The organism is Nocardioides pakistanensis (genome assembly GCF_054781215.1).
In genome coordinates this window covers 244,703-264,867 of the sequence record NZ_BAAGUV010000012.1, presented here as the reverse complement: position 1 = coordinate 264,867, position 20,165 = coordinate 244,703, and the positions used below count along the sequence as shown (strand labels likewise).

Sequence of the window (20,165 nt, the reverse complement as noted above, 5' to 3'; positions counted from 1 at the left end):
GAGATGGGACCGGGAGGGTCAGGCGATGGAGAGGGTGGTGCTGAACCCGGGGACCGGGTAGCCCAGGCGCGCGGTGCGGGCGGTCTCGATGACGGCGCCGACGGCGAGGACGCGGTGGCCGCCGAGGATGCCCGGGGCGGCGGGGAGAAGACCGGAGAAGTCGAGGGGGAGGACCGGCTGGAGCGGGTCACCGGCTGGAGCGGCGAGCCGGGTCGCGGTGATGACCTGGGAGGTCTTGGCGAAGCGGATCAGCGACGCGACGGGGAGGGCTGCTGCGGTGGTGAGGTGCGATGCGGTCATGCCCACTAGGTGGGCGGGGGAGTGGCGGTGCGCCACGGAAACCGAGGGGTGGTGGAGGAAAGTTTTCGGCCCGTGTCGAGTGGCGCGCAGGTGGGGCGAGGAGGCACTCTGGTAGGCAACAGCGCCGCCCAGGTGGAGTTACACGGGTGGAAGACTCCGGGTGGCCTGCGCCGGAGCGAGATGGGGGCGGGGTCGATGAACGGACCGGCAGCGAGGAGCGACTACGTGTGTGCCTCGTGCGGCTGGCCGTGCGACGCCGAAGGCCTGAGCCACCTCGACCCGGTGCGTGCTGGCCGGTCCGGCTGCCCGGGACGACCGCGGCCGGTCCGGTTCAGCGACGTGGTGCGTGGCATCCGGCGGGGCCAGGCGGCGGCGCGGGAACGGTACGGGGCGATCGACCTGCCCGAGACGCGGCCCCAGCCTCGGCTGCGACAGCAGGGGCCGCGCAGCCCGGAGCCCCCGTCACAGGCGACGCCTCCGCAGATCTGAGGGCGGCTCAGATCCGGAAGACCGGTCGGGCGCGGCCACCCTCCAGTGCGGTGCGCAGCGAGTCGAGCAGTCGGTTCGGGTCGCCGGGGCCGAGAGGGTAGACCGCGGCGTCGCTGGCGCGGACGGCGTAGTAGACCGGGATGCGGCGGGAGAAGTCGCGGACGACGAAGATGCCGGTGTCCTCACGGAGCCGGTGCGGGGTGATCACCCGGCCCCAGGCGCGGCGAGCCTCGACGTAGACCGGTCCGGCCGTCGAGTCGGGCAGGCCCTGTCGGGCGCGGAACTCGGCCAGTCGCTGGGCGGCGTCGGATGTCGAGCGGATCGCGTTTCTCGTGTCGAGGCGGGTCTTGACGGTGGCGGCCATACTCCTCCTATGCCGGGCCCGGTCGCGGCGGCGGGCGGCGTCCTCGGGGTTCGATGGTGGTTCGCGGGTCGGTCATGATCACCGAGCCCACGGACATCGCAGGAGTTCGCGCAACGCGCGGCGAGGAAGCCGCGGTCGGTGCCAGGGTGGTGCCATGACCAGGAACCTGATCGTGGGGGTGGCCGGGTTCGCGGCCGGAGCGGTGCTCGGGTTGCTCGGCTGGTGGCTGCTGTGGAGCCCGGTGGTGTCCTACCTGATGGCGACGCCCGAGCCGTGGGAGATGCGTGACGGAACGCTGGTGATCAACGACGTGTTCGCGGCGATCGGCAAGGTCCTCACGCTGTTCCTCTTCCCCAGGTTCGCCGGGGTGCAGGTGGCGGGGCTGGCGGTCGACCGGTTCGGCGAGTAGGCCTGGTACGTGTCGGGTGTGGCGCGCGGCCCGGAGTGCGTGCCGGGCGCCGTGCTTGGTCGGTGCGGCCGGTGCCGACGGGTGGGAACGACGAAGCCCGCCGGTCGGACCGGCGGGCTTCGCTGCGGAGGCGGTGGAGCAGGATCGGGTGGGGTGCTAGTCCCGTTCGGGGTAGGTGACGTCCGCGCTGAACTCGGCCATCACCACGACCGAGCGGGCGCGGCCGTCGGCGTCGCGGACCAGGCGCCACATCCGTGGCTCGAAGTCGCGGGCGGTACCGGTGGCGACGTCGCGGTCGAAGCGGGACCAGTCGAGTCCGTCGAGGACCGGGGACTGCGCGGCGTGCTCGGCGACGATCTCCCCTCGGCCGCCGGGGGCGTCCTCGCTGTAGCGGAAGAAGTTGCCTGCTGCGGGACGGTCGACCCACGGGTCGGCGATGGTGTCGTCCCCGGAGTGGGCGAACACGAGCCGCTGCCCGGCGGGGCTGGTCACGACCACGCCGTCCTCGATCTCGTCCTCGACCCGGAAGGCGACTTCGCCGGAGTAGACCCGGGTGACGCCGCCGGGGCTCCCGGTGCCGGGCTCGGCCGGTTCGGAGATCTCCTCGGTGAGGTTGGCGGCCACCACGACGGTGTCGGCCACCGTGGCGTGCTCGTACCGGTCGGTGGCGATCGCGGCGCGCTCGCTCCAGGTTGCGGGGGAGGTGGAGGCGCCCAGGGCGACGGCGGCCTCGTCACGCGCCTGTGCAGCGAACTGGCCACCGGCGGGGACGCCTGCTGGAACTCGGGTCTCGGTCATGCCTGTTGGGTGCGCGGGCCCGGCCGGGGGCGACGGGCGCCTGCGGAGAGCACGGCGGGTCCGCAGCCATCAAGAGGTCCGGGCGGGAACCGGCTCGAACGTCGCCGGGTGACGGTCGTCGACCGCGCAGAAGACGGTGCCGGGCTGGCTGGTGGCGACCGCGATGTGGTGGTCGTTGCCGGTCTCGGAGCCGTAGTCGCGCAGGAACGAGTCGGTGATGCGGGCACCGGCGGCATTGAACGCACGGACCGCGGCGGCCCGGGACGATGCGGCGACCAGCATCGTCGGCTGGCGCAGGTCGCCGGGGAAACCGGCGCCGCGCACGATCCGGACGGCGAAGACCTTCGGAGTCTTGGGTTGACGGTTGGTGCTCATCGGGTTCGCTCCTGCACGTAGGTACTCATCGCCACCGATGTGTCCGGCCGCGGTCAAGAGGCTCTCCAGCGGTGACGCCCGGCCCTGGGTTCGGCGAACGGTCAGGACATCCGGTCGCGGATCTGCGCCAGCCAGACGGACGTGGCCAGGCTCGGGTCAGGGTCGAAGACGGCACCGGTGCCGAGGTGCACTGCCCAGGCCGCCGCGTCGCAGGGGACCGCGCCCCGGACCCAGGCGAGGGCGAAGTCCGGGTCGTGAGGCAGCCAGATCACGTCCAGTGACGCGGCGTACCTGGCGCGACGGCGCTCTCGTGAGTGCAGGTCCGTGGCGGGCTCGGCGGCTGCGGCGTGCAGCGCGACGGCGGCGATGACGTCGTCCTCGCTGACCAGCGGTGTCGGGGAGACACCGGCGGGTGCGGTCCTACCGCAGGCGGGGTAGTCGACGACGGTCATGTCCCGGGGGTGTGCGGCGACGGCGGTCATCTGCGGGTGAATGCCTCGACCTTGGCGCGGGCGTCCTCCAGCCAGACCAGGTCTGCGCCGGGGACACCGGTGAACACCATCCCGGTCTCGCGGTGTGCCGCCCACACCCGGGACCCGCGGGCGGCGACCTGGGAGACGAGGACGAACGAGGCGTCGAACCCGTCCGGTGCGGCGGCGAGCGCGTGGCGCCATTGGGCGTGGACCTGCTGGCGCAGCGGCTCCGGTGCGCCGACTGGTAGCGCGGTGGAGCAGATGTACGCCGCGACAGCCTCGATGGCGTCGTGGTGGGTGATGATCCGCATGGAGAGGTCCTCGACGGTGGCTCGGTGGGGAACTGCTGCTCCTATGCCGGGACACCTCCGGTCGGCGGCCGCGCCAAGGGCGTTGCGCGGGCGAGGGCGGCGGGCCGCCAGGAGCGCCTGCCAACGGCCGGTGTGTGCGCCGCGTCGCGGAGGGCGGGGTTCGCCGGTTCTATCGGCTTCTGGAACTTTCTGAAGCAGCCCCGGCGGCGACCGGTGACCGGCTTGCCGGGGGACCCGGGTCAGAAGGACGTTCCCTCGTACCGGGCGATCGCTGCGGTGACCGTCGCCTCCATCTGCGTGACCTGGTCGGCGGTGAGGTCGGTGGCCGCGAGCAGCCGGATCCGGGCGGCGATGTACCGCCGGTGCAGGGAGGCGGCCCGGTCTGGGTCGACCTCGGCGAGCGCGGCGTTGCCGGAGAGGTTCAGGGTGTTGTCGGCCAACTTCACCAGCGCGCCTAGTCGGTGGTCGCAGGCGCGGCCGATCAGATCGCTGTAGGTCTCCGGGTGCCGCCGGGTGACCGCGTCGACGGCGTCGACGACGGTGGTCGGGACACCCGTGTCGAGCAGATCGGACAGGGTGACGTCGGTGTCCTCGACGATGTCGTGGAGGTACCCGGCCATCTCCGCGTGGGTGCCGTAGGGCATCAGCGCGAGGGCTACCGGCTCCAGGTGAGCGAAGAAGTAGTGCCGACCCTGGGCGTCGGTCTGGCCGATCTCGACGATGTGCTTGCGGTAGGCCAGGGCCCGGGCATCGTCGACGGTGAAGTCGGTGGCGGTCATGATGCCTCAGTGTGCGGCGGCGGCCGGGTTGCTCACCGGTCGTCTGCGTCGAGTCGGCGCAGGTGCAGTTCGTAGGCGGTCATGGGCTGGTCCGCAGTGCGGCGCTCGGTGCGGGCGGCGCGCAGGAAGTCGAGGATCTTGGTCGCCTTCTCCTGTGCCTGGGCGATCAGGGCGTCGGGGACCGGCCTGGGGAATGTGAAGGATCCCGAGCGGATGTCGAGGTCGGTGCGCACATCCGGGAGCACGAACCCGCCCAGTCCCTGCTTGCGGACGAACAGGGTGAGCGAGGCGCGGCACCGGGACCGCTCGACGGGGTCGAGGAGGACGTACTCGTTGTGCCACGACTGGTAGGCGGTGTCCGGGGCCAAGCGGACTCGGGTCGGGCGGAGCCTGCCGGTGAGTCCGTCGGCCCGGTAGAACGGCCACCAGCCCTTGCCGAATCGGACGTTGTCGTCGACGCAGTAGGCCCACGCGCCGGTGACCGGCGCGCTGACGAGGGCGCCGAACTGCTCGCCGGGGACGCCGTCGACGGCGTCGTGAGCGACGGGGGAGGCGCTGGTGCTGGTCATGACGGCCAGGTGTGCGGGAAGGCTGGCGGGGCTCCCCGTTGCGCGACCGCCGCGGTGGGTCAGGCGGCTGCGGTGAACCCGGCGGTGTAGACGGCCCGGCAGGTGGCGAGCGCCTCTGTGAGCAACGTCGCGTCGGTGCGGGCGACGGACGGGTCGGCGGCGTAGTAGTCGTGGAGTGCCGCGAGCGCGGCAACCGGGCCGGTGGCCTCGGGGCCGCGGAGAAGGCCGTCGACGATCGGGGCGACGGCGCGCATCAACTCGCCGAGGTCGACGGCGGTGGAGGCGAACGGGCGGGGAGTCTCCAGCCACTGGACCGCGGCCCGCAGGCGGCAGAGCAGCGTGACGTCGGAGGCTGCGTGCTGGGTGGGGTCCATGCGCGTCAGGTGTGCGGCACGTCACCAATGCGTCCCCAGCGCGTGCGTCGCCGACCGTCCGGCAACTGGCCGGTCTGGCCACTGTAAGGCGCCTGATCCACGTCTGAGTGGCCGGTTCGGAGGCCTAAGTGGCTGCTGGCTGCCACTTTCGCAACGGTAAAGCCGCAGGTCAGAGGCGGTTTGGGGCGTTTCTCGGCCAGTTTCCCGGAGTTGCATAGGACCTATATGCGGGAGAGGGATATATGTATTGGACTGAACCCGGGAGATAAATATGACTGCGTCGTATGACGTACCTATCTATCTATCTAAAAGTGGTAGGAACCCTTCTACTACTACTACTACATGGCCTCTGACCTGCGGTTTTGCCCTCAGATCGACCAGCCACTTTCACTGCCAGTTTCAAAGTAAAGTGGCAGAACCGGCTCGGCTGAGCGTGAAGATCGTGACCGCACCGGCCAAGAGCGGTTCCGAAAGTGGCTGGAACCGGGGGTGCAGCGGCACGAGGGCTCTGGGCCGTCCTTCGTGCCGCATCCCGTCGGTCGTTCGCGAGGCGGGCTCGACGACGCTCGGCCGGGTCATCCAGAACCCACGCCCGGGCCGGTTGATGAGGTCTCCCGCCCACCGAGCCAACGTCCTCCGGAAGGAGTTCACCCACACCGGCTGGCCGCGGTCTTCGCGAAGCGGGACACCGAGGCCGACCACTACTACTCCCGACTGGTGATCGTCCAGACCTTCACCGGGCGCATCCCTCCCCGCGGCTGAGCGCGCTCAGGAGGCGGCCTCCAGGCCGCGGTCGGCGTACGGCGCCAGGTCGGCCTCGGAGGCCCGGCGGACCAGCGAGTCCAGGTGCAGGTTCGCGGTGCCCTGCTCGATGGCGTCCAGCACCCGGACGGCGACCAGGGCACGCAGCGGCTCGGAGTCGACCGGATGCCCGTCCACGGCGCTGAGGCGATCCCCGGCACGCTCCACCTCGTCGGCCATGCGGCGCAACTTGGCAGCGACGTCGTCGACGGCATCATCGAACATGGCGCGGGCAGCGCGCGGGTAGTCGTAACGGCTCATGGGCCGCATGTATGCGGCGACCGGGCCAGCGCTCCCCGGGCCCGCCCTCACCCGTGCTCGTCGAACCTCCTGGCCGACGGCTGCTCGGCGTGCTGGTCGCATAGCCCATCGGTGGTGGCGACCTCGATGCAGCGACCCTCCCCGCTGAACCCGACCGAGACGCAGTCGCCCTTCTCGGCGGGCGGAATGACGCGGCGTGCTCGCATCTTGGTCTCGCCCCAGGGCTCACCGAACACGAACTGCGCCGGGTCGTCGGCCGTCACGTCGAGCGCCCTTTCGACCGCTGCGGCTGCGGTCTTGGCGCGAACGTAGGCCACTCCGGTCACCTTGTAGGTGCTCCACACCTCGTACTCGTGGAGCGCGTCATTCTCGGGCGGAATGGGGCGGTGGAGCAGGCAGTCTGGGTGGCCGCAGTCAGGGCCTTCCGCGTGCTCGGCAACGACATTCCGCAGACGCTCAGCAGCCTGACGAGCACGGTCCTCGGCGCTAGGCACCGGGCTGTCCCTCCTCTGCGGGCGCGATGACGCGCCAGACGGCTTCCACTCGTTGCCCGCAGTCCTGGCAGACGTGCGTGCCGAACGGGTTGAGGAGGATCGCCACTCTGTCGTCCGGGTGCGTGCAGTCGGGCACGTCACTCTCGGCGCTTGGCAGGTTGTGGAGTTCGACGTTGCCGTAGCAGGAGCACCCGTCACCGGGGCACTCGTTGGCCGCGTCATCCTCCGCGGAGGTTCGGGGGTTGCAGGGGCACCCGATTCCGTAGCCATGACACTTGGGCTCGCAAGGGTTGCCTGGGCCGTACGACATCACATGCCTTCCTCTTGGGGTGATCTCCTGGGACGTGTGCGGCGGCCGGGTCAACGCTCCCCGGGCGGGGCACAGAAACAGTGAAACCGGCTCGTCCGGGGCGTCTCGGTCCCTATCGTCACCGGCATGGCGATGTCGTACGAAGAACTCACAGCCCTGATCACCACCAACCCGACGGGCTACCACCTGATCAAGTACAGCCCCGACGGCCGCGAGCACCACTTCAGCGGACGAGAGATCTCCTCGTTCTTGGCCGGGCGGGACAGCCGGGCCCACGAGCACAAGGTGTTCACGGTCGGAGGTGAACTCGTGTACCACCGAGACATCAACGGACGTGTGCACGTCGGGTCAGCGGGACAGTTCGCCGACGCGGAACGGAAGCGGTCGATCGGTTCGATCCTTCTGTGGGGGATGCGGGGCAAGCCGGACGGAGCGGCAGGGAACGCGGTCCGTCGCGGCATCCGCATCGGGCTCGGCGGCCGCTGGCGCGACTAGGGAGCGCGCTCAGTCCCCGTCCGGCGCTGACGGCGTGGCATACCGGGCCGCAAGCGTGGTCGGCTTCCCGCGACGGCTCCCGCGGCACTCGTGGCAGACCAGCGCGTTCCCGGTCCGGCTCAGGTTGCGCGAGACAGCGGTGACCGACCAGCCCCTGCCGCCGCAGGCTCGACACCGGGCCGAGGTGTAGGTGACCGAACCGGGCCGGTTGAGCGCGGCGCCGGTCCACAGGTTCCATGCCTCGGCCCAGGAGTCGTACTCGACGCTCCGGCCCGGTCGGGCGAGCCACTGGGCGAACTGGCGGCGGATCTCGGGCAGGTCGACGGTGGCCACGCCGGGGAGCAGGGACATGAGGATCCGGGCGTCGATGGCGTGCGCGGCGCGCGGGTCGACACTCATCGGATCGCCTCGCACGGGTAGCCGCTCCCGGCCTTGGCGTGCGCGATGGTGTGGTCGGAGATCCAGTGGCCGGACATAGGGCCGTGCGGCTCGGTGTTCTCGCACCGCAGGCCGCCGGACTCGCGGGCGCCGCAGTGCAGGTCGATGCCGGGGTCGGACACCTGACACGCAGTGGTCGCCTGGGCGTCGCGGGCGTCGATGAACTCCTCGATGGTCGGCAGCACCGCGGGGTGCTCGGGGGTGAACATCCCGGCCTCGTGCAGGAGCACCGCGCACCGCAGGCAGTACGACAGCCGCTTCGGGGCCCGTCCGTTGACGTGGGAGCAGTCGAAGGTGCCGGTCACCACGGCAGGCACCGGCGGCTCGTGGTCGGACGAGGCGCAGCGTGCCGAGGGCAGTTCGTCGACGTGCACCGAGACCACCTCGGTCAGGGCGACGGTCCGGTCGGTCCAGCGCGGGTTCCAGGCGTTCGCATCTGCGTCGATCCCGGCGTCGAGGAAGAACCCGACCATCTCTTCGAGGTCGTCGACGTCGGCCACAGTCGGGTACGGCCGCCCCCGGCTCTCGTTGATCCAGGCGAGGAACTCGGCCTCGTCGATCTCCACGGCCAGGGTCTGGTCCTCGACCGCGCCGTTGGGCCGCAGCGTGTGCCGGGCGGTCACGGTGACCTTCATCGTGGGCCTCCGGTGTACGCGGGGGAGTCGGGGATCGTCTCCGACAGCCCGTGGATCGGGATGTCGGCGCACGCGGCGTCGGCCGGGTGGGACACGCCGTGCTCGGCGTCGATGACGTGGTGCTCGAAGTGGATCTCGCGACGGATCTTCTTCATCAGGCTGCGTTTGACGACCGGCACGATCACTCCGAGCAGGAGCCCGTCGATGACGACCATGAAGAACACCTCGGCGGCGGCATGCGCCGGGTCGGTGACGATCTCGGCGAAGTGATGCCAGAACTCGGTCATGGGGTTCGCACGCCCTGTCGGTCCTGCTGTCGCGGCGCCTCGCGCTTGGTGAGGTGCGTGGCGCCGGTCGTGGCCGCGACGACGGACGGGACGATGACGAGCACGTTCAGCCCGTGGTACTCGATGCGCCAGTAGGACAACGCGCCGAAGATCAGTCCGACCAAGAGGAGGGTCAGGCTCGCCAGGTCCAGGCGTCGTCGGGAACGTGGGGTCTGGGTGGTGTCGCTCATGGCCACGATGTGTCCGGCACCGGCCGGTTCGCTCCCCGCGGCGGGTCAGAGGCGCAGACAGCCTGCGACCGCGACGTGCTCGTCGGCCTGGACCCGGCGAGACGTCTCCCCGTCGCTCACAGCAGGCCGAGATCGGCCATCACCTGTTCCAGCCGCTTGCTGCGGTGGTAGCCGCCGCGGGTCTCACGCACCGCCAGCCCGGCGGCCTCCAGGGCGATGCCCTCGAAGCGCCCGAGCAGCAGCGCGGAGCCGAACTGGGACTCGAAGACGTCCTGCTCGGCCAGCGCGTACAGGGTGTCGAGGTCGACGAACACCGTCGCGGGCGCGTCGGGCCGCTGTGCCCGGAAGTCCTCGGGCACAGGCAGTTCCAGGCCGCGGACCTCGACGGTGCGGGTGGTCAGCGTGAACTCCTGCTTGCGGCTCATCGGCTCTCGACGTCCCATCCGGATCCCGTGTGGGCGAGCACCACGGTGGTCTCGGTGCCGTGGGAGGGCGAGGTGAGGGGGACCCAGAACCCGGTGAACTCGGCGCCGTCCTCGTCGAGGTGGTCGAGGACCGGGTTGGCCAGGTCGAGGTCGAGCAGGTATTCGCCCTCGGGAGCGTCGGGTGCGGAGACCCACACGCGCAGGCGGCGCTTGCTGTGGCGCACCTGGATCCGGCCGCCGTCGGGAACGCGGACGACCTCGGTGGCGTGGTCGCGCTCACCGGAGGCGGTGCGGGTGGTCACCCGGACCAGGTCAAAGGTCAGGGTTGGTGTGCTCTCGCTCATGGGCTCGATGTGTGCGGCGCCGCGAAGTCGTCTCCCCAGGCATACCCGTCGGTCCGTAGGCGTTTGTCCGCTACGACTCGGCTGGGGGTACCGCTGTGATGCGGCCGTCGCGGTGGACGAACCGCGCGACCACCTCGTACGGGTCGACCCGGTCCGCAAGTCGTCGCGGGCCCGGACGATCCGGTCACCGACGGCGCAGCCGCGGGCGAAGTAGACACCGGGTCGGCCCACGTCGATGAGCCCGGCGTCGATGACGGTCTGCCAGGTCTTGGACTGCCCTCCGGGGCGGGTCCGCAGCGCGTCGACGATCGGTTTGATGGTCGGCAGAGTCATCTCGGCCATCCCGAGGATTCCGGTGACCTCGGCCTTGCTGGCGGCGACCGCGAACACCGATGCCTGCGCGTGCGGAGAGGGCGCACCGAGCGCCTCCCTGGCACCGTGGGGCACCCACACCTTCGACTGGGTCGCGTAGGTCTTCAGCGGCTTGCTCATGCCGCCCAGGTGTCCCGCGGGACCGCGTTGTCTCCTCAGCCCGGGATGTCGCGCGGGTCGTTGCCGTAGGAGTTGCGCTCCCCGATCTGCCCGTCGAGGTTGCGGATGATGTGCTCGACCTTCTTCTGCCGGGCCAGGTCACGCCCTTCGGAGACGGCCTCGTCCTTGGTGGCGTACGGCCCGGTCTTGGCGTCTTGGCCCTCGACCCGGTTCCACCACTGGTCGTCCTGGTGGAACGTCTCGATGTCGCCCTGCGGCATGATGTGGCCTCCTGTGCTCGGTGGTGTGTCTGGTACCGCCGTACCCGGATCCGGTGGCCCGCACACGCCGAGAACCCCAGGGCCGCGCGCCCCGGTTCGACGCCGTTCGCACCCCGTGGCCGGTAGGTTCGCACGCATGAAGGGACGTTCTGCGGTGTTGCTCGGCGGTCTGGCCGTGCTCGTCGTCGTGTCGTACGCGCAGCAGGCGGGTGGAGGTGCCGCGGAGGACCCGGCCAGGGGCCGGGAGTTCATCGAGCGGGCCTGCCATGAGATCGACCAGTACGCCTTCGCCGACTCGACTGGGGCCGCCGAGCGGGCACGGGAGGAGTGGGACGACCCCGAGACGCGCCGCCTCGTCGAGTTGACCGGACTGCTCTCGGCCCTCCAGCGGGGCGACGGGCCGGACCTGGTCCTCAGCGACCCGGAGATCGCCAACGCCTACGCCGCAGACACCTTCTCGTCCGCACACCGATTTTGCGCCGGATACCGAGACATGGAGAGCCCCGCCACGGGGCTGCCGAACGAGGAGTTGCCCTACCCGTTGCCGGAGTGAGACCTCATGCGGCCCTGGGCGTCCTCCTGCGGCCGGGGTCGCTGGCAGGGACCGCCGCAGGGATGCTGAGGCGCCTGCGGATCCGGTCCACGGTCCGGGGCGTCGACTTGATCCGGGCCGCGATCTGGCTGTCGCTCAGCCCCTCCTTCACCAGTCTCCTTACGCACTCCTCGCGGTCCCCCACGGTCAGGGTGATGCCTCCGAGGTCACCGTCCAGAGCACGCTGCACGGCCGCCTCGTCGTGCTCGTGCCGCGTGGTGGACTTGGCCAGCGAGCCGACCGGGGTGGCGTCGCCCAGTTGCCCGAGCGCGTCGTCACAGATCGTGGCCTCCCAGCACTCCGCACAGCCGGGTCCGAGCATCCGGCGGTTGGAGTCGGCGTGGGTGCAGCGGGACCGCACGTAGTCGGCCAGTCGATGCTTGGCGCCGAACGCGCAGGTGGTCTGGCGGCGTGGCCCGACCCGGGTAGACCCGGTGCCGGAGCGGCGGACCTGCTTGGACAGCGCGACGGCGTCCCCGAGCGACATCTGTCGGGCCGAGAGCATCCGCTGGGCCTCCGGAGGTAGGTCGAGCAGGCCGATGCGGGCCCGGATGGTGGCCTGGGACAGCCCGGTCATCCTCGCGACCTCGGGCAGCGAGTGCTGCTCGCGCAGTTCGACCAGGCCCTTCGCCGCGTCGATCGGGTCCAGGTCGGTGCGCTGGAGGTTCTCCACCAGCATCATCGACGTCTCGCTGGCCCGGTTGTTGGTGCGCACGAAGCAGGGCAGCGCCTTCAGACCCGCCTTCTCGGCCGCGGCTCGGCGGCGGTGACCGGCCACGATCCTGTAGTCATCCCCGGCCGGGACAACGAGCAGCGACTGGAGGACGCCGTGCTCGCGCATCGAGATGGCCAGTCCTTCGATGTCGTTCAGCCGGGAGCGCACGTTCTTCGGCGACGGCAGCAGTCGCTCCAGCGGGATCATCTGGGCGTGGGTGCGGCTGCGCTCGTTCGGCGCTGCGGCCATGACGTGGCCTCCTCTCCGGCGATGGCGGTACACATGCCCTATGCCGCGGGTGCGAGCAGCGGGGGCCGTGCACGCCAAGCACGCGGGGGCCTCACCGCGGCGAGACCAACCGCTCGATGCTCGCCGTCCGGTGCTCAGCGCGCCCGGGCCAGCAGTTCTCGGGAGATGGTGGCCACCGGTGTCATGGTCGAGCCCTGTTCGTAGCGGAACACGGTGTCGCCCTCGGACAGGTCGCGAGCGATGTAGACGCCCCGGCGGGTGGTGTCGATCGCGCCAGCCCGCTCCAGGGGAACCCACTGGTAGGGCACCCCGAGCCGCAGGTAGCGCAACTGCTCGGCGCCTTCGTGGACCGTGTGCGGATCCGCGCCCAGGCTGATCAAATAGTCGACCACGTCCGTCTTGGACTCGGCGATCACCAGTACCCATGCGACCGGCTCCGTTGCTGGCTTCAGGTGCCTGTCGACACGAGGAGGCACCCGAACCGGTCTTCGGTTGGCGTAGATCTTCAGAGGCGAGTGTCGTCCTGGCATGGGTCTTTCCCGAGATGTCCGATGGTGGTGCGGTCTATACAGATCGTTGACCATCGGACGGGTTTCGTAAACCTCTCTGGCGGCTCAGCCTGGCCGGGCGGCGACGCGCAGCGTCGCGGTCACGAGCCGTCCCAGCCGTGGGTGTGCAGGATCTGCGCGATCGCGGCGGTTGGGCCGACCAAGCCCGCAGGTTTGCAGACCTTGCCGTGGTCGTCGCGGACCGGCTCGCCGTCGGGGCCCATCTTCGCCATGTTCGTGGCGTGCACCGCGGCGAACACCTCGTCCAGCGGGATGCCGAGGGTCAGCGCCGAGCCCTTCGTCACCACGGTCAGGTCTGCCAGGGCGTCGGCGGCCTCGACGAGGTCGACCCGGCGCCGGGCGCCGACTGAGACGACGGTGTTGGATCGGACCACCGGGCCGTGCCCGTTGTGCAGCGAGCATCCCATCGCCTCGGCGAACTCCAGAGCCTCCTCGATCACGAGGCGTACGCGCAGCAGCCGCTCGGCGTCGGCGATCTGGGTCGTGGGCGTGGAGCGGACCGTCTGGCCGAAGGCGGTCATGAACTCCGCGACGGCGGCGAGGTCGGGCGAGGTCGGCGTTGTCATGCCTGCCCTATGCCGCGGCCCCGCGCACCGGCACGGGGGTCAGGCGCTGGGTCAGGCGCTGGCCGCCTGCGCGTAGTCGTCATCGGCGCGGATCCGGAACCGCTCCCGGGCCACCTGCTGGGAGACCACCCGGACCCGGCCTACCTTCGCGCGCGCCGTGGACGGCTCGATCCCCAGGTCCCGGGCGATGGAGGCCGCCGTGGGCGGGGCGTCGTAGTCGTCGCTGTCGGCGTCGGCGAACCACAGCCTGGCGACCTTGCCGAGCAGTTCGCCCTCCTTGTCGCACTCGGCGATGCACAGCATCACCAGCCGGGCGCGCTCGACCCGGTGCAGGTCGCTGTCGGACTCGACGCCCGGGACGATCGCGGCGTTGTGGTGGTCGTCTACGTTCTCGCAGGTGTCGGAGATGTAGAGGTCCTCGACCTTGCACTCCATGCCCTGGCGGGCGATGTCGGCGCGGGTCTCGCGGAGCCTGCGGTTGGTCTCCTCGACGAGTTCGGCGTCGGTGGCCTCGCGGTTGTACTCGGTCCACAAGATGGCCCGTGTGCGCTCCAACTCCTTGCGGCGGCGCTTCCACCCGGCCAGGCCGGAGGCCTGGTTGAACCCGGCGGAGGAGTCGATGAACGTGGTCACCTTAGAGCGGCCGCGGTAGCCGAGGATCGCCTTGATGGACCCAATCTCGTCGGCCTTGGCGGGCTTGCCCGCGCACTCCTTGGCGAGGTTGTATGCCTCCAGCCAGACGATGGAGATGAAGTCGTCGGCCCAGGTGTTGCGGTCGGCCTTGAACTGGCCGCACAGGTCGAAGGCGACGAACCGGACGATCGGCTCGCAGGCGGCGAGGAACTCGTCGGTCAAGGCCTCCTGGTCGGTGGCGTCGGTGGCGTCGCCGATCTGCTTCAGCAGCGACAGGGCCTGCGCTGCTGCGGCCTGCTGCGCTGACCGGCCGCGCGGGCTGGTGGCGACGACGCTCACTTGCTGTCCTCCCGGTGTGCCGCGAGCGGGGCGCCCCGCCAGACGGTGTTCTTCTTCTGGGTCACGTCGAGCCAGACCAGCATCCTGCGCCCTCCCGCGCGGGGGTCGATGAGCCACGCGATGGTGGGTTCCTCGACCAGGCTGGTGACTCCGAGTCTCGCAGCGAGCGCCGACAGGAAACGGTCCGTACGGCGCTGTCCCCAGCCGGGCTGGGAGAGCAGCAACTGGCGCAGGGTGATCCGGCGCAGCGGCCTGCCGTTCTCGGTGCCCGCCTGGGTGATCACGTCGAGCGGGGACAGGAGTCCTTCGGCGACGGCGACCAGGTGCTCTGCGCGGTACCTGCGGGCCTGCGAGAGCGCGGCGCGGGCCGTTGTGATGGACTGACGTCCCGGGATTGAGGGTGCTGTCGGACCTTGGCCCGTTGGCGTGTTCGGCGCTTCCTCCGCCGTCTGTGAGGCGATCACGGTGTTTCCCCGGTTTGTGGTGCGACGGGCCCTCCCAGACCCTGGTTCCGGAGGCTGTCGAGACCGTCGTGCGCGGTGGCGCAGGTTGGTGAGGCGGTGGCGGTGCGGTTCTTTACTTTCCCCGGTGAGCACGAGATTATGGGCCGTCCGATGGTTGCGCTACTCAACCAGCGACCCGGCGCGATAAACCCTCCGGATGGGCTAGGTCGCCCTAGTCCCAGACCGCCAGATCTGCGCACAAACAGGGCAGATCGACCTGCTCCCGGGGTGTGAGTGACCAGGGTCACCGTGCTCGTCGTGCTCATCGGTCAGCCCTCTCCGAAGGTCGGGTGCAGCCCCCACCAGGAGGCCATCGCGTCCGGTGCGACCGACATCGCGGCCGCGGCCCGCTGCTTGCTCAGCCGGTCGTTGGGGTAGCGCTCCCGGTAGGTGGCGATGATCTGGTCCAGGTCGTCGGTGCCGATCTCGCGCGCGACCCGGCGGACCTTGTGACCGATGTGCGGGTCGCCGATCGCGCGGCGCACCTCGGTGTTGGCGTCTCGGCGCAGCGACTCCTTGATGTACTTCAGCGGCTCCACCTTCGCGAACGTGGTCGGCTTCAGGCACCGGTCGAGCAACTGGGCGATCTTGCCCGGGTGGTCCTCGTCGCCGAGTAGCATCCGGTCGCGGATCGAGGCCAACTTGGTCTCGTCGAGCAACTTCTGCGGCTCGCCCGATGCCACGCTCAACTCGTGCGCGACGCTGGCGTGCGCACGGTGCAGGGCCGACTCGATGTAGGGCTCCAGGTACAGCATCGCCGACCAGCGGGCTGATCGGCCCTCCTCGACCAGCCGCTCCAGTTCCGTCACGAGGGCGACCCGGCCGCGGACCGCGAGTACGACCTGCTGCGGAAGGCCGGTGTCGATGTCCGCCTCGATCGCGTCGAGCACCGCGCTCGGGGAGACCGAGACCGAGACGGTGCCCGTCCCGGAGTGCCCCAACCCAGCGGCGGTCCAGCCACACACGCGCTTCTCGCCCTCGGCAACGAAGACCAGCGGGCCCTGGGACCAGTCCAGTCGGACAGGGAGCCGCAGCCGCGACCCGTCCAACGCCCGGTCCTTGCGGCCGACGTCGACCCGGGAGAACAGCCAGACCCACGACGGTGTCACCCACAACCCCGCCTCGTCCGGAAGGCCCTCGGGCCTGCTCAGCAACGCCTCGGCCGCCTGCCCGACCAAGATCGCGTGCAGCCGGTCGGTGAGGCTGTGCAGGGTCGCGTGCCGGTCGCCGGGCACCTCGAAGTCGTCGTCCTCGGCGGAGTCGTAGTCGTAGTCGACGACCGCTGTCTGCGACACGTGTGGGTCCTCAGTTCTCTCGTGCTGGAGGTCAGGAACGTCCGCGACGGAGCCGCTTCAGCAGCCCGCCGGGCTTCCCGGCCTTCTTCGCCAGGTGGACGGATGAAGTGCTGTCGCTCGCTGCGTCCTGGGCCCCGAAACCGCGCTCGGCGGAGACGGCCAGGGACAGGGCGGCGTCGAGGATGGGCGCCAGGACGGGCAGGTCGGAGACCGCCACCCCGCGGTTCATGCTCTCGGGCACCGCCTCGTCGGCGAAGACCGTGCCGAGGAACACCGAGTGCTCGTTGAACGCGCTGGCGACGCCCTCGACGTTGAAGGTGGCGCTGCTCGGAACCCGGTTCAGCGCGGTCATCATCCGCTCCCGCGGCACGCCCTCCCCGGCGAACGTCGTCTTCAGCCGAGACAGCAGGTTCGAGATGCTCGGCGGGGAGAGTTCGGAGACGCCGATGCCCCAGCCGTCCGTGCGCAGCAGCGGTTTGACGAAGCCCTCGACGATCCCCGATGAGTCCAGCGACTCGATGATCTGGGTGTCGACCACGACCAGGTCGGCCACCGACCGGGCCTCGGCGACCAGCCGCGAGTAGACCTCCGGGGTCACCACTGTCGGGTCGGTCAGGTGCGCCGGGGGCGCCTGGACGAGGGCGAACCCCAGCGGCGCCAACTTCGGTGAGCGCGACGCGTTGAGCGTCTCGGGGTCGATCAGCGCCGACTTCAGGTCTCCGGAGACCGCGTACTGGTAGATCGAGGGCAGCCCGGCGTTGCCGATCCGCAGGAACGTGCGCAGGTCTCCCTGGCCGAAGTTGCCGTCGACGAGTACCACCCGCAGCCCGGTGCGAGCCGCACGCTGGGCCAGCGAGAAGGAGAAGGTCGACTTGCCGACCCCGCCCTTGCCCGCCCAGACCACGATGCAGTCACCCTGCGGCCCACTCGGCGCGGACGCAGGCAGGTTCGACCGAGCCGGTTCGAGGGACTGCCCCGGTGCTGACCGACCCGCGGTCGCGATGGGCTCGGCGGTCGCGATGGGTGACGTGGGGGCCACGATCACTGGCTCCCGGTCGACCGGCCGGGACGGTGCTGGCTGGATCTGGACCGGCTGCTGCGCGAGCACCGACTGCTGGGCGCGCTGGGCCTCCCACGGGTCCTCGGCTGCAACCGGCGTTGCCGCGGTGGTCGGGGCCGACGGGGGCTGGATGACCGGGGGAGTGCTCGGCATCGGCGGCACGATCGACTGCGGCGACGGGAACGATGCGGTGGCCGGGGCTCCGACGTGGCGCGCAGCCTTCTGCGCCTCCCACGGGTCGTCGACCGGGGCGGGCGGCGAAGAGGCCCCAGCGGCAACGGGACCGATCTCGGCAGGGTGCCCGGTGACGGACGAGGCAGTGGGACCGGCGAGCGTGCCGTCGGCACAGATCAGCATGCTGGCCGCCGACGGGTCCAGTTCGGGGCCGCCTGCGACCGCGAGGGCCTCGCCCAGGCTCACCGGCAGGGTCAGTTCCTTCACCCCGGTGAACACGGTCCCGTTGCCGGTGGCGCCGCGCAGGACGACCACCGTGGTGTCCCTGGCCGCCTTGTCGACCCAGGCCCGCATGCCCGGCCACGGGTGGTCCAGCACCAGGATCGGGAACGGCCCGTCCTGCTCCAGCCCGGCGCGGATCGCGGTCGCCGCGGTCCGGTAGTCGTGGCCGGACACCACGCCGACCCCGGCGGAGGCAAGAACCCCGGGCAGGTCGTGCAGTTCGATGATGCCGACACGCGTCGGCGCTTGCTGGCTGGTCACGGACGGCCCTATGCCGCAAGCGAGTGAACCGGCGGTCAGACGCCTCTAGCACAGTGTTGGCTCGGCGGACCTGAAACCGATACAAACCCGGACATGCGAATGTCACAACTTCGATACTCATTCTGAGTATGTCGGGGCACTATTGTGCTTAGCCACCACCAAGCAAGAAGCGTGCGGCACGGGGGAGGGAACCCGGGGGCCGATCCGGGCCGTACGCATGAACTGGAGGAGCGACTCCACGATGGGCGACGACAGCCGCCGAGATGACCCTGCCGATCAGACCTCGTCAGGCGACGAGACGTCTCTGCCTTTGGAGTCGGTTCCAGACCCTGACGGACAAGACGGACTGACCCCAGACCGGGCGCCAGTGGCCCGCTGGGCCGTCGCCTTGAACGAGCCGTTGGTGCCGACCGCAGAGCGGGTCCAGGCCGACAATGAACTGGCTCGGTTCATCAAGCGCAACCCTGACTGGTCTGCGATCTGGTTCGCCGGGGTCACCCATGACGTCATGCTCACCCTCCCTCCGGACGACCCGTGGCGCAGTCTGACCGGGGCGGTGGATCTCACCGCACTGGAGACGGGGCGACCTGGCCGTGACGATGAGTTGCTTGTCGCCAAGCGTCCCGACCAGCCGCTTCCGCGGATGACGGGCGCGCTGCGAAGCGACGGCGCCGCGTTCGGGACGTTGGACGACTGCACCGACCTGGTTGTGGCTGAACTGGGTGACGCGCCTCTGGATGTCGGGCTCGCCGCGGTCGCCACGCCGTTGAGTCCTCTGGCTGCGGCGATGCTTGCGTTCGCGTCGCTGGACCTTCGGGTGGGGACTCGCACCTACCGCGACGTCTACCACGCGCTGTGGCTGGGACGGTTCGCCTCGTCGCACGACCGCAAGCCCTCGGAGGCGTTCTTGGAAGCGGCTTCGTCCGCGCTGCGGTGGGCGATCTGGAGACGGCGCGTCTACACCGGTCTGGACGACCCGTACGCGACCGTGGTCGCGTTCGCCTGGATGGCCAAGACCGACCGTCTGCGCACCGGGAACCTGATCACCGACGAAGGCGGCCTGCACGCCTCCGCACTGATCGACCCGGACGCGTATCGAGGCATGACCGAGTTCTGAACCGCGCCCGTCGGGTTCCGCGTCCGAAGACGCGACGAGCCCCGGCCCTACTCGCCTGAGCGAACGGGGCCGGGGCTCTTCCAGATGCGGTTAGCGCAGTCGGACCCAGCGGGAGTTCCTGGTGCCGTCGGAGGCCAGGTAGGCGTCGCCGTCCTCGTAGGACTCGTAGAGCACAGAGCCGACCTCCACCCTCGTCTTGCGTGCCCCCGCGTCCGCGGTCGTGCCCACGCAGCGTGCAGGCACCGTCATGGCCACGACGTCCTTCTTGATGTCGATCCGGTAGGTCATCCCCTTGCACACCAGGTCGGGGTTGTCGCCGATGATCTGGTTGAAGGAGTTGCCCGACGCCCAGGGGCTGCGGGTCAGGACGGCCCCGGCCATGTAGTCGCTGACCCCGTTGAACCACAGGTAGACCTGCTGCTTGTGCCAGGGGCCCCGCTGGGTCCGCACCGGCTTCAGGTCGGCGAAGCGGACGGTGACCCGCAGCGCCTTCTGCCTCGGCAGGAATCGGAGGTTCACCGCGCGGATGTCGGTTCCTGGCAGGTGCTTGGAGGCGGGGTTGCGGTCCCCGATGTCCAGGTCGCCCGCGGGGTCAGCGACCCGGGTCTTGGTCACCGGTGCCGCGGCTGCGGCGGTGGCTGGTGCGGCGCCGGTCAGGGCGAGCAGGGACAGGGCGAGCGCGGCGACCGCGCTGTGGGTGCGGTGGAGCATGGCTGTTCCTCAGATCCGGGGGCCGACGGGTCGGCCAGGGTGCGACAGAGTCATCTGAACCTATGTCGCCAGATCGCCCATCGGAGGCGGTTCCAGCAGAAACTGGGGCACCCCGGGCATCCGAGCGGCCAGGATTCGGCGCACCGGGTGGTCCCGAGAGGGCCCAGATGGCCGGTGGAGGGGCCTCCCAGGCCAGTTACTGAGGGTCCACAGCGGAAACTGACAGCGCAAAACCGCAGGTCAGAGGCGGTTTCGACCCCCCTCCGGCCAGTTACCAGTTTGGGTACATAGGACCTATATGCGGGGAGGGATATATGTATTGCACCGAACCCGGAGATAGATATGACTGCGTCGTATGACGTACCTATCTATCTATCTAAAAGTGG

The 20,165-nt window shown here is 70.2% G+C and carries 30 protein-coding genes; 4 read left to right on the top strand and 26 right to left on the bottom strand.

From position 1 onward, the window contains the following. Positions 1 to 18: 18 nt before the first annotated feature. Both ACYVIH_RS05985 and ACYVIH_RS05980 read right to left on the bottom strand, forming a co-directional pair. Positions 19 to 300, bottom strand: coding sequence for a hypothetical protein (locus tag ACYVIH_RS05985; RefSeq protein ID WP_460867110.1), 282 nt, complete (start codon positions 298 to 300; stop codon positions 19 to 21). Positions 301 to 796: 496 nt separating this feature from the next. After that, positions 797 to 1,153, bottom strand: coding sequence for a hypothetical protein (locus tag ACYVIH_RS05980; RefSeq protein WP_460867108.1), 357 nt, complete (start codon positions 1,151 to 1,153; stop codon positions 797 to 799). Between the two features lie 154 nt (positions 1,154 to 1,307). Between ACYVIH_RS05980 and ACYVIH_RS05975 the strand changes: the two genes are divergently transcribed. Next, positions 1,308 to 1,562, top strand: coding sequence for a hypothetical protein (locus tag ACYVIH_RS05975; RefSeq protein WP_460867104.1), 255 nt, complete (start codon positions 1,308 to 1,310; stop codon positions 1,560 to 1,562). Between the two features lie 156 nt (positions 1,563 to 1,718). Here ACYVIH_RS05975 and ACYVIH_RS05970 read toward each other — a convergent pair whose 3' ends face one another. From ACYVIH_RS05970 to ACYVIH_RS05930, 9 genes are all read right to left on the bottom strand, one after another. Continuing rightward, a complete protein-coding gene (locus ACYVIH_RS05970; RefSeq protein ID WP_460867102.1) occupies positions 1,719 to 2,360 on the bottom strand; it encodes a hypothetical protein in 642 nt (213 codons plus the stop codon). A gap of 69 nt (positions 2,361 to 2,429) precedes the next feature. Beyond that, positions 2,430 to 2,735 carry a hypothetical protein gene (locus ACYVIH_RS05965; protein ID WP_460867100.1) on the bottom strand — a complete coding sequence of 102 codons (306 nt, stop codon included), beginning with the start codon at positions 2,733 to 2,735 and terminating at the stop codon, positions 2,430 to 2,432. 101 nt (positions 2,736 to 2,836) lie between these two features. Continuing rightward, positions 2,837 to 3,217 carry a hypothetical protein gene (locus ACYVIH_RS05960; RefSeq protein ID WP_460867098.1) on the bottom strand — a complete coding sequence of 127 codons (381 nt, stop codon included), beginning with the start codon at positions 3,215 to 3,217 and terminating at the stop codon, positions 2,837 to 2,839. Then, positions 3,214 to 3,519: a hypothetical protein gene (locus tag ACYVIH_RS05955; RefSeq protein WP_460867096.1), complete on the bottom strand. Its 306-nt coding sequence runs from the start codon at positions 3,517 to 3,519 to the stop codon at positions 3,214 to 3,216. The genes ACYVIH_RS05960 and ACYVIH_RS05955 overlap by 4 nt, the downstream gene beginning before the upstream one ends. A 239-nt stretch (positions 3,520 to 3,758) precedes the next feature. After that, entirely contained in the window at positions 3,759 to 4,298 is a 540-nt protein-coding gene (locus tag ACYVIH_RS05950; protein WP_460867094.1) for a hypothetical protein, read from the bottom strand. 32 nt (positions 4,299 to 4,330) lie between these two features. Continuing rightward, positions 4,331 to 4,867, bottom strand: a complete 537-nt coding sequence (locus ACYVIH_RS05945) for a hypothetical protein (RefSeq protein WP_460867092.1) — start codon at positions 4,865 to 4,867, stop codon at positions 4,331 to 4,333. A gap of 59 nt (positions 4,868 to 4,926) precedes the next feature. Next, positions 4,927 to 5,241 (bottom strand): hypothetical protein, encoded by a 315-nt coding sequence (locus ACYVIH_RS05940; protein ID WP_460867090.1) that lies wholly within the window; start codon positions 5,239 to 5,241, stop codon positions 4,927 to 4,929. A gap of 768 nt (positions 5,242 to 6,009) precedes the next feature. Beyond that, entirely contained in the window at positions 6,010 to 6,303 is a 294-nt protein-coding gene (locus ACYVIH_RS05935; RefSeq protein ID WP_460867088.1) for a hypothetical protein, read from the bottom strand. A 47-nt stretch (positions 6,304 to 6,350) separates the two neighbouring features. Beyond that, on the bottom strand, positions 6,351 to 6,620 hold the full coding sequence (locus tag ACYVIH_RS05930) for a hypothetical protein (RefSeq protein ID WP_460867085.1): 270 nt from the start codon (positions 6,618 to 6,620) through the stop codon (positions 6,351 to 6,353). Positions 6,621 to 7,233: 613 nt separating this feature from the next. Here ACYVIH_RS05930 and ACYVIH_RS05925 point away from each other — a divergent pair. Continuing rightward, positions 7,234 to 7,602 (top strand): hypothetical protein, encoded by a 369-nt coding sequence (locus ACYVIH_RS05925; RefSeq protein ID WP_460867082.1) that lies wholly within the window; start codon positions 7,234 to 7,236, stop codon positions 7,600 to 7,602. 9 nt (positions 7,603 to 7,611) lie between these two features. Here the strand turns inward: ACYVIH_RS05925 and ACYVIH_RS05920 are convergent, their stop codons facing one another. The 7 genes from ACYVIH_RS05920 to ACYVIH_RS05890 form a co-directional block, all read right to left on the bottom strand. Continuing rightward, positions 7,612 to 8,001, bottom strand: coding sequence for a hypothetical protein (locus tag ACYVIH_RS05920; RefSeq protein ID WP_460867080.1), 390 nt, complete (start codon positions 7,999 to 8,001; stop codon positions 7,612 to 7,614). After that, positions 7,998 to 8,675, bottom strand: a complete 678-nt coding sequence (locus ACYVIH_RS05915; RefSeq protein WP_460867077.1) for a hypothetical protein — start codon at positions 8,673 to 8,675, stop codon at positions 7,998 to 8,000. The genes ACYVIH_RS05920 and ACYVIH_RS05915 overlap by 4 nt, the downstream gene beginning before the upstream one ends. Beyond that, positions 8,672 to 8,962 (bottom strand): hypothetical protein, encoded by a 291-nt coding sequence (locus ACYVIH_RS05910; protein WP_460867075.1) that lies wholly within the window; start codon positions 8,960 to 8,962, stop codon positions 8,672 to 8,674. The genes ACYVIH_RS05915 and ACYVIH_RS05910 overlap by 4 nt, the downstream gene beginning before the upstream one ends. Beyond that, the gene (locus ACYVIH_RS05905) at positions 8,959 to 9,192 is read right to left on the bottom strand and encodes a hypothetical protein (protein WP_460867073.1); all 234 of its coding nucleotides are present in this window, start codon (positions 9,190 to 9,192) and stop codon (positions 8,959 to 8,961) included. Before ACYVIH_RS05905 ends, ACYVIH_RS05910 begins: the two co-directional genes overlap by 4 nt. A gap of 116 nt (positions 9,193 to 9,308) precedes the next feature. Continuing rightward, positions 9,309 to 9,617, bottom strand: coding sequence for a hypothetical protein (locus ACYVIH_RS05900; RefSeq protein ID WP_460867071.1), 309 nt, complete (start codon positions 9,615 to 9,617; stop codon positions 9,309 to 9,311). Further along, positions 9,614 to 10,453: a hypothetical protein gene (locus tag ACYVIH_RS05895; RefSeq protein WP_460867068.1), complete on the bottom strand. Its 840-nt coding sequence runs from the start codon at positions 10,451 to 10,453 to the stop codon at positions 9,614 to 9,616. Before ACYVIH_RS05895 ends, ACYVIH_RS05900 begins: the two co-directional genes overlap by 4 nt. 35 nt (positions 10,454 to 10,488) lie before the next feature. Further along, entirely contained in the window at positions 10,489 to 10,713 is a 225-nt protein-coding gene (locus ACYVIH_RS05890; RefSeq protein ID WP_460867066.1) for a DUF2188 domain-containing protein, read from the bottom strand. Between the two features lie 136 nt (positions 10,714 to 10,849). On the opposite strand from ACYVIH_RS05890, the gene ACYVIH_RS05885 reads away from it, so the two are divergent. Beyond that, complete coding sequence (locus ACYVIH_RS05885; protein ID WP_460867064.1) at positions 10,850 to 11,266, top strand: hypothetical protein; 417 nt, start codon at positions 10,850 to 10,852, stop codon at positions 11,264 to 11,266. A 4-nt stretch (positions 11,267 to 11,270) separates the two neighbouring features. Here ACYVIH_RS05885 and ACYVIH_RS05880 read toward each other — a convergent pair whose 3' ends face one another. From ACYVIH_RS05880 to ACYVIH_RS05850, 7 genes are all read right to left on the bottom strand, one after another. After that, entirely contained in the window at positions 11,271 to 12,269 is a 999-nt protein-coding gene (locus ACYVIH_RS05880; protein ID WP_460867061.1) for a ParB/RepB/Spo0J family partition protein, read from the bottom strand. A 134-nt stretch (positions 12,270 to 12,403) separates the two neighbouring features. Beyond that, positions 12,404 to 12,685 carry a hypothetical protein gene (locus ACYVIH_RS05875; protein ID WP_460867059.1) on the bottom strand — a complete coding sequence of 94 codons (282 nt, stop codon included), beginning with the start codon at positions 12,683 to 12,685 and terminating at the stop codon, positions 12,404 to 12,406. A 233-nt stretch (positions 12,686 to 12,918) separates the two neighbouring features. Then, positions 12,919 to 13,404, bottom strand: coding sequence for a pyrophosphohydrolase domain-containing protein (locus ACYVIH_RS05870; protein ID WP_460867055.1), 486 nt, complete (start codon positions 13,402 to 13,404; stop codon positions 12,919 to 12,921). Between the two features lie 51 nt (positions 13,405 to 13,455). Beyond that, complete coding sequence (locus tag ACYVIH_RS05865; protein WP_460867052.1) at positions 13,456 to 14,376, bottom strand: hypothetical protein; 921 nt, start codon at positions 14,374 to 14,376, stop codon at positions 13,456 to 13,458. Continuing rightward, complete coding sequence (locus tag ACYVIH_RS05860; RefSeq protein ID WP_460867050.1) at positions 14,373 to 14,660, bottom strand: hypothetical protein; 288 nt, start codon at positions 14,658 to 14,660, stop codon at positions 14,373 to 14,375. The genes ACYVIH_RS05865 and ACYVIH_RS05860 overlap by 4 nt, the downstream gene beginning before the upstream one ends. 488 nt (positions 14,661 to 15,148) lie before the next feature. Continuing rightward, positions 15,149 to 16,174, bottom strand: a complete 1,026-nt coding sequence (locus ACYVIH_RS05855; protein WP_460867047.1) for a hypothetical protein — start codon at positions 16,172 to 16,174, stop codon at positions 15,149 to 15,151. Positions 16,175 to 16,205: 31 nt separating this feature from the next. Next, the gene (locus ACYVIH_RS05850; protein ID WP_460867045.1) at positions 16,206 to 17,951 is read right to left on the bottom strand and encodes an AAA family ATPase; all 1,746 of its coding nucleotides are present in this window, start codon (positions 17,949 to 17,951) and stop codon (positions 16,206 to 16,208) included. Positions 17,952 to 18,192: 241 nt separating this feature from the next. Between ACYVIH_RS05850 and ACYVIH_RS05845 the strand changes: the two genes are divergently transcribed. Beyond that, positions 18,193 to 19,068 carry a hypothetical protein gene (locus ACYVIH_RS05845; protein ID WP_460867042.1) on the top strand — a complete coding sequence of 292 codons (876 nt, stop codon included), beginning with the start codon at positions 18,193 to 18,195 and terminating at the stop codon, positions 19,066 to 19,068. Between the two features lie 90 nt (positions 19,069 to 19,158). Here ACYVIH_RS05845 and ACYVIH_RS05840 read toward each other — a convergent pair whose 3' ends face one another. Continuing rightward, positions 19,159 to 19,779 carry a hypothetical protein gene (locus ACYVIH_RS05840; protein WP_460867038.1) on the bottom strand — a complete coding sequence of 207 codons (621 nt, stop codon included), beginning with the start codon at positions 19,777 to 19,779 and terminating at the stop codon, positions 19,159 to 19,161. Positions 19,780 to 20,165 lie beyond the last annotated feature (386 nt).